Below are 1,730 nucleotides of genomic sequence, written 5' to 3'. Positions count from 1 at the left end.
ATACACCAATCGAGATCTTCTTACTTAATCTACGTCACTAAATTCGTTCAAGTTATTTCTTGCAATCTGCCCTTTGAAAATGATGATTTCGTCGTAGTCGATAAGCCAGCCGGCATGAAAATGCATCCACATGCACCGCATGAAGCGGATACGTTGCTGAATTATTTGGCGGCGGACTTCCAAGCACGTCATCTCATGAGTGCAGGCCAACCGGCACGACCTTATATGGTGCATCGCATTGATCGTGATACATCAGGTGCCGTGATTGTAGCGAAAAATCCTATCGTCGTCCCTATTCTCAATCGGCTACTCGCGCAAAAAGCGATTAAACGGACGTATTTGGCTTGGGTACAGGGCGCAGTGGACAAGCCAGCGGGTGAGATCAACACACCGATTGGCATTGATCCACACGATGAACGCCGACGGGTCATTAACGGCATCGCTGCCCAACCCGCTAGAACCTATTGGGCACTAAGCCATACTGTGTATCAAAATTCACTGCTGCGGGTGCAGTTGGATACTGGGCGGATGCACCAAATACGGGTTCATCTGGCAAGCATTGGTCATCCCATTATTGGGGATCCGCTTTATCAGCCAGAAACATCTGCGACACGCATGATGTTACATGCAGCAACTATCACTGTGCCATTACCTTTTGATGGGGGGACGGTAACGATTAGTGGGGCTATCCCGACAGATTTTCCGAGACAATTAAGGACAATATAAAAAGCAGCGCATCAAGCGCTGCTTTTTATATTGTTGATTTAAGCGGCTGCGTCAACATCTTTGTTGAGGTAGTTAGCGGCAAAGGCTGCTAATACACCACCAAGCAAATCAGCGACAACATAGACCCAAACGTGACCAAGCGCGTTACCCTTCACAAAGATAACGGGTGACAAAGCACGTGCTGGGTTAAGGGCACCACCAGTAATTGGCAATGCGACAATAATGAAGGCTGCCAATAAGATACCGATTACAAGGGGTGCTGGTACGCTAGCTGACTTTGTGACAATCAAAATCACAAGGACGAATAAGAAAGTCAAAACTAATTCGAACATGAAGGCTGTCAAGGCTTGACCATTGGCAAAGTTTGTTTGTCCCAAACCAGCAATGTCAACGAATTGTTGCACAGTCATCTTTTGACCTGACAATGCTTGCGTCACAGTAGCTGACTTCAAGTAGGCTGAGATACCACCGTAAACGGCAAGTGAAGCAACCAAAGCCCCAAGCAATTGCGCAATCACATAACCAACAAATTCAAGCCATGAGAGACGCTTTTGAATGGCCATTGCTAATGAAACGGCTGGGTTAAAGTGGGCACCTGAAATTTGTGCAAAGGCATAAATACCACCAGTTAGTGCCAAGCCAAAGGCTAGGGCAATGGTGAGTGGTGATGGTGCTGTAGCAGCTGAATAAACAATGCTACCAGTTCCAACGGCGACTAGGATAAATGTGCCGAGGAATTCTGCGATGTACTTACGCATGTGTGATTCTCCTTAATTTTAGATGAAAAATTATCAACACATTCTATTATACACTTTTACATTAAATTACACTTAAATAAGGCCGTAAAATCAGCAAAGTATTAAATGTCAGCAGAGGTAGTAGTTTTTTATAACAGCCTGTGATAGAATATATTTTGTTGAAAGCGTTTACAATAACGGCAGATTGCAAGAAATAACTTGAACGAATTTAGTGACGTAGATTAAGTAAGAAGATCTCGATTGGTG

2 protein-coding genes are annotated in these 1,730 nt (G+C 44.6%); one reads left to right on the top strand and one right to left on the bottom strand.

Annotated features, from left to right (window positions below; translation table 11 throughout):
* Positions 1-726 (top strand): RluA family pseudouridine synthase (locus tag IE039_RS08260; RefSeq protein ID WP_229782871.1); only part of this gene is annotated, 726 nt, incomplete at its 5' end.
* Positions 727-764: 38 nt separating this feature from the next.
* Here IE039_RS08260 and IE039_RS08255 read toward each other — a convergent pair.
* On the bottom strand, positions 765-1,484 hold the full coding sequence (locus IE039_RS08255; protein ID WP_029510047.1) for an MIP/aquaporin family protein: 720 nt from the start codon (positions 1,482-1,484) through the stop codon (positions 765-767).
* Positions 1,485-1,730: the final 246 nt, after the last annotated feature.

The organism is Leuconostoc lactis KCTC 3528 = DSM 20202 (assembly GCF_014651235.1).
Classification (GTDB): Bacteria; Bacillota; Bacilli; order Lactobacillales; family Lactobacillaceae; genus Leuconostoc; species Leuconostoc lactis.
The sequence above is the reverse complement of the archived record's forward strand: the minus strand, read 5'-3'. Positions and strand labels throughout refer to the sequence as shown.

Coding starts and splice junctions, on each gene's coding strand:
- IE039_RS08255 (WP_029510047.1), bottom strand. CDS start 1,484: ATGCGTAAGTACATCGCAGAATTCCTCGGCACATTTATCCTAGTCGCC.